The 4,614-nt window shown below is 73.2% G+C and carries 4 protein-coding genes and 1 pseudogene; 3 read left to right on the top strand and 2 right to left on the bottom strand.

The genetic code is table 11. The features are described from left to right. From D7V93_RS47085 to D7V93_RS38585, 3 genes and pseudogenes are all read left to right on the top strand, one after another. A pseudogene (locus D7V93_RS47085) lies at positions 1-693 on the top strand (VIT domain-containing protein); the annotation flags it as partial. Between the two features lie 98 nt (positions 694-791). Further along, positions 792-1,934 (top strand): hypothetical protein, encoded by a 1,143-nt coding sequence (locus D7V93_RS38590; protein WP_120648071.1) that lies wholly within the window; start codon positions 792-794, stop codon positions 1,932-1,934. 32 nt (positions 1,935-1,966) lie between these two features. Further along, positions 1,967-2,608, top strand: a complete 642-nt coding sequence (locus D7V93_RS38585; RefSeq protein WP_120648070.1) for an LURP-one-related family protein — start codon at positions 1,967-1,969, stop codon at positions 2,606-2,608. Between the two features lie 4 nt (positions 2,609-2,612). On the opposite strand, the gene D7V93_RS38580 is transcribed toward D7V93_RS38585, so the two are convergent. Together D7V93_RS38580 and D7V93_RS38575 are read right to left on the bottom strand one after the other, a co-directional pair. Further along, entirely contained in the window at positions 2,613-2,900 is a 288-nt protein-coding gene (locus tag D7V93_RS38580) for a YkvA family protein (RefSeq protein WP_244237761.1), read from the bottom strand. A 102-nt stretch (positions 2,901-3,002) separates the two neighbouring features. Next, the gene (locus D7V93_RS38575; RefSeq protein WP_120648072.1) at positions 3,003-4,049 is read right to left on the bottom strand and encodes an ABC transporter ATP-binding protein; all 1,047 of its coding nucleotides are present in this window, start codon (positions 4,047-4,049) and stop codon (positions 3,003-3,005) included. Positions 4,050-4,614: the final 565 nt, after the last annotated feature.

Raw genomic sequence — 4,614 nt, 5'->3', positions numbered from 1 at the left:
GCGCCATCCGCCGCCCCCGCGCCCGCGTCCGCGCCTGTGTTCTTCCAGGCGGAGGCGGCGGATGGCGCCGCGACCGGCTCCTGGCCTCCCCCGATGGAGCGCGAGGAGGCCAAGAAGAAGGGCAGCCTGCTGGGCCGGCTCGTGTCCGCCGCGATGCCGCAGAAGTCGATGGCCGCGCCACCCTCGTCTTCCGTGGAGCGGCGTGCCCGGAAGGAAGCGAAGGAAGAGGCGGAAGCCATGCCTAAGGACGCCTATTCCATCCAGGAAAGCGTCCTGCCCTCCGTGGCCGAGCCCGTGGGCGGCCTCGCCGCCGAGGACCTGGGCAGCCTGCTGGGCCAGCAGCTCGCGAACGGCCTGTGGGACGGCGCGGGCCAGGGACCGGACGTGGTGCGCCAGGCCCGCGCCACCGCGCGGATGCTGCTGGTGCTCCTGCGCCAGGGCATCACCAGCAGCCACCCGCTGCACGGCGCGCAGGTGAAGAAGGCCGTGGACGCGCTGCTGGCCCTGGCCTCGCAGCTCACCCAGGCCCCGGACGTGGCCGAGCTGGCCCTGGGTGTCGCGTGGCTGGTGGCGTCGGGTCCGCGCACGCGGGGCCGCATTGAACAGGCCGCGAAGCCGCTGCCGGGCCTGGGCGGACGGCTGGGGGACGAGGCCGCGCTCCGCCAGCACGTGGAGACGCTCGCGACGCGATAGGTCATCGCACGCACCACCGCCGGTCCCGGCATTCCCAGGAGGAATGCCGGGGCCCGCGCTCCCGTCTTTTCGCGGGGGTCGACTAGGGTGACGGGGCCATGCTCCTCGTGCCCTTCGTCCTCGCTGTCCTCGTCGCCGCGCAGCCCGGGCCCCCCGTGCGGGGTGACGCCCCTTCCGCTTCCGCCCAGGAGTCCACCCCGCCCGCGGCGGCCATGCCCGCGCCGCCGCTCGTGGCGAGCCCGGACGCCTGCGCCGCCGAGTCGGACTACCTGGCCGGCTTCGATGCGCTGGTGCAGGGGGAGGACGCGCGCGCGGTGGAGTCGCTGGAGCGGGTGCTGCAAGCGTGTCCGCAGCATCCGTTCGCGCCGGAGCTGGCACGGCTGGCGCGGGCGCGGCTGAACCCCGGCGGCAAGCTGGCGCAGGAGACGCTGGCGCGGCCGCCGCAAGTGGAAGGCACGTCCCAGGGGGCGCGGGCGTCGCTGACCATCCTGCAGACGATGCATGGCATCACCCAGGGCATCCTGCTGTGCACCATCGCGGACTGTGACGACTCGCGCGCGTACGTGGCGGTGTCGCTGCTGGGCGGCGGCGTGGGCGCGGCGGCGTCGCTGCTGCTGACGAAGAGCGGGCTGACGTCGGGACAGGCGGCGGCCATCAACTCCGGCACGGTGTGGGGCTTCGGCTATGGCCTGGCGTCCATCGGCTCGTTCGACCTGGAGGGGGACAAGGCCACGGCGTCGGTGATGGTGGGGGCGCTGGGCTTCACGGGCCTGGGGCTCCTCATCGCGGAGTTCGCGCAGCCCACCGCGGGGCAGGTGTCGCTGGCGAACTCCGGCGGCCTCTGGTCCGGCGTGGTGGCGGGGCTGCTGATGGCCACGAACAACAATGGCGATACGCGCGTGTTCCTCGGCATCGAGCAGGGCGTGGTGGCCGCGGGCATCGTCACGTTCGCGCTCATCTCCCGCGACCTGGACATCTCCCGGGGGCGGGTGCTGCTCATCGACGCGGGCGGCATCCTGGGCGGCCTGCTGGGGGCGAGCACCCTGTTCCTGCTGAACGCGGAAGAGGACGCGGACGTGTTCCTCGTGGGCACCAGCGTGGGGGTGCTCGCCGGCCTGGGCGCCGCCACGTTCTTCACGCGTGATTATGATGCACGGGACGATGCACCGACCGTCTCCGTCGCCCCCACGGCCATGGGCCGTCATGGCGGCCTGGGCCTGACGGTGCTCGGACAGTTCTAGCCCGCCTTCCTTCCGTCACCCCGGAGCCCGCCATGCCCGTCGAGTCCCAGGCGCTGACCCTGCTGCGCGGTGAGCGCACGCTGCGCGTGCGGCAGGTGAAGGAGTGGGGGGAGATCCTCATGGGGTTCGAGGGTCGCAACCGCTACGAGGTGGTGGGCGACGACGGAGGCCCCCTCTTCTTCGCGGGCGAGGTGGGCGGCGGCGTGGGGCTGTTCCTGCTGCGCAGCTTCCTCAAGGCGAAGCGGCCCTTCACGATGGAGCTCAAGTCCGCGCGCGGAGAGACGCTCTTGCGGCTGCGCCGGCCGTGGCGCTTCTGGCTGTCCCGGATGGAGGTGGAGGACGGCGAGGGCCGGCACCTGGGCAGCATCCAGCAGCGCTTCCGCTTCTTCACCCGCGCCTACGACGTGCTCGGGCCCCGGGGCGAAGAGGTGGCCCACCTGGGCGGGCCGTTCTTCCGGCCGTGGACGTTCGTCGTGGAGCAGCAGGGCCGCGAGGTGGGCACCATCGCCAAGAAGTGGAGCGGCTTCGGCAAGGAGATGTTCACGGACGCCGACAACTTCGGCGTCCGGTTCGACGGGTTGGAGGACCCCCACGTCCGCGCGCTGGTGGTGGCCGCCACGTTCCTCATCGACTTCGTGCACTTCGAGAACAAGGGCGGCGGCAACAGCGACTGACGGGCTAGCGGTGCCGGCGCAGCGTGGGCACGCGCGGCTGCCCCGCTTCGTCGCGCGGCAGGCCGTCCAGGGGTGTGCCCATCGCGGTGGGGCGGTAGCGCTGCACCTCGCGCACCATGAAGAGGGCCGCCGCCGACAGCACGCCCAGGTCGTCCAGCCAGCCCAGCACCGGGATGAAGTCCGGAATCGCGTCCACCGGCGACACGAAGTACAGGACGGCCAGCAGTCCCGCCAGCTTCCGCCACGTCCCCACGCCGGGGTCGCGCACGTACTGGAAGAAGCGGGTCCCCATTCCTCGAAGGCCTGCGATGTTCATACCCCTCCCTACGCATGGGGGGCCCGGGTGATTGCACTTCCCGTGCCCTGTGCCTGCACGCTCGCTGTGCAGACGAGTCTAGCCGGCCGTCTCTTCCAGCACCTCCGCGCGGCCAATGACTTCCAGGCGGGCGCGGCTTCCTTCGCGCAGCGGTGACGCGGGGCCCGCGCGCACGACGAGCGCCAGGCCCGCGCAGGACACGGTGAAGTCCACGTGCGCGCCCCGGAAGGCGCGCTCCAACACCTCGGCGCGCAGCGCGCCTCCCACCGCCACGCCGTCGGTGTCCGGCGTGAGCTTGAGCGCCTCCGGCCGCAGGGACAGCATCACCTGGCCGCGCGCCTCGGCGTTCAGCGGCAGGTTGCCCAGCGCGGTGCGCGCGACGCGGCCGAAGCCCGAACCGGGCAAGAGGTTGGTGCCGCCCAGGAAGTACGCGGCGAAGGCGGTGCGCGGCGCTTCGTAGACGGCTTCGGGCGTGCCCTGCTGCTCCACGGTGCCCGCGCGCAGCAGCACCAGCCGGTCCGCGAAGGCCAGCGCGTCGCCCACGTCGTGCGTGGCGAAGAGCACCGCGGTGCCCCGCGCCTTGAGCACGCGGCGCCACTCCGCCAGCAGTGCGGCGCGCAGCCCGGCGTCGAGCCCCGCGAAGGGTTCGTCCAGCACCAGCAGCTTCGTCCCGGACGCCAGCGCGCGGGCGAGCAGCACCCGCTGCCGCTGTCCCCGGGAGAGCGTCCCACAGGCGCGCGACTCCAGGTCCTCCAGTTGGAACAGCGCCAGCAGGCCCCGCGCGTGCGCCACGCCCTCGCCCTTCGGCTGCGCGTCCATCACCACGTCCCGCACCGTGAGGCCCGCCGCGAGCTCCGCGTCATGGAGCACGCGGCGCAAGGGGCGCTGCTCCGGGGGCACGAACGCGTCCGGGCCCGCGAGCACGCGGCCCTGCAGGGTGATGGAGCCCGTGTCCGGCCGCTCCAGGCCCGCCACCAGTCGCAGGAGCGCCGTCTTGCCGGAGCCGGAGGAGCCCAGCAGCGCCAGCGCCTCACCCGGCTCCAGCGCCAGCGACACGTCCCGCACCGCCGGGGAGGCGCCGCCGGGATACGTCAGGGAGAGGGAGTCGAGCGAGAGCAGGGGCATGACGGCGGCCACACTACGGTGCGCGTCCGGCCGGGCAAAGCGCCACGTCCACCGGCTGGGCGATGCCCGACGCTCTCCTGTCCGCGCGCGGAAAAAAGGCATGGCGGGTGGCCTTCCACCGCGTCCGTCGTGCGGGGGCCGCGGGCGTCGTCTCGTCCTGGATGCCCGGAGGCGAGCCGGCTCTGTCGCAGCCGTCCCGCGCCACGCTCTGCGCAAGTCCACTCCCGCGCCATCCCCTCATCAAACAGCCTCGCAGCGAAGCGAGCCTTCACGGCCGCACCGCGCGCGGTGCATCTCCGTGCCCCTCCATCCAGCGGCCTGGAAGCGAGGCAAAACCTTCGTGGCTTGCTGCGCCACGCTCAGCGCAAGTCCACTCCCGCGCCATCCTTCCCACCCGGCTGTCCGCGAGCGCAGCGGATCCTTCACGGCATCCCGCGCCGCGCGCGACGGGACTAGGCTGCCCGCCGCGTTCCTTCCCCTCGTCGCTGGGAGTCCCCATGTCGCGCCTGCTTGTCGCCTGTGCCGTCCTGCTGGGAGCCACGTCCGCCTTCGCCCAGGCCCCCAC

Origin of the sequence: Corallococcus llansteffanensis (assembly GCF_003612055.1) — a bacterium.
Taxonomy (GTDB): domain Bacteria; phylum Myxococcota; class Myxococcia; order Myxococcales; family Myxococcaceae; genus Corallococcus; species Corallococcus llansteffanensis.
The sequence above is the reverse complement of the archived record's forward strand: the minus strand, read 5'-3'. Positions and strand labels throughout refer to the sequence as shown.

Excerpts from the sequence above, each read along its gene's own strand:
- D7V93_RS38580 (WP_244237761.1), bottom strand. The coding sequence starts at position 2,900 with ATGGGGACCCGCTTCTTCCAGTACGTGCGCGACCCCGGCGTGGGGACG.
- D7V93_RS38590 (WP_120648071.1), top strand. The coding sequence starts at position 792 with ATGCTCCTCGTGCCCTTCGTCCTCGCTGTCCTCGTCGCCGCGCAGCCC.
- D7V93_RS38575 (WP_120648072.1), bottom strand. The coding sequence starts at position 4,049 with ATGCCCCTGCTCTCGCTCGACTCCCTCTCCCTGACGTATCCCGGCGGC.
- D7V93_RS38585 (WP_120648070.1), top strand. The coding sequence starts at position 1,967 with ATGCCCGTCGAGTCCCAGGCGCTGACCCTGCTGCGCGGTGAGCGCACG.